Below are 399 nucleotides of genomic sequence, written 5' to 3'. Positions count from 1 at the left end.
GTGAGGCGTTCGTTACCGCTGAAATGGTGAGAAACGCATATCAAGGCATAGGTACGGAGTATGAGACATTACTCAGAGCTTTTGACAAGGAGAACGCAGCCTTTGCCCAACGCGTGGGAAAAGACCGAGCTGTCCGAACCTACCGCAAGTATCTGACGGTAAGAAAGTACGTTGCCGAGTTCATCAAATTTCAGTACAAGCGCAGCGATATGTCCATGAATGAGCTTACCGAGGAGTTCATCCGTGATTTTTGTCTGTATTTGAAGAATGTCATTGGACTCACGCAATCTACCATTTGGATATACTCCATACCATTGAAGCATATCGTCACGGCAGCACACTACAACGGCAAGATACAGAGAAATCCGTTTGCCATGTACCACGTTGACCCAGACCACA

At 46.9% G+C, this 399-nt stretch carries 1 protein-coding gene; it reads left to right on the top strand.

The genetic code is table 11. The annotated features are described in order from the left end of the window. Nucleotides 1-399 (top strand): phage integrase SAM-like domain-containing protein (locus DWV53_RS16340; protein WP_259319021.1); only part of this gene is annotated, 399 nt, incomplete at both ends.

It is taken from the genome of Segatella copri (assembly GCF_003465495.1).
Taxonomy (GTDB): domain Bacteria; phylum Bacteroidota; class Bacteroidia; order Bacteroidales; family Bacteroidaceae; genus Prevotella; species Prevotella copri_G.
Note: the sequence above shows the minus strand (reverse complement) of the source record. Positions and strands in the feature narration are given on the sequence as shown.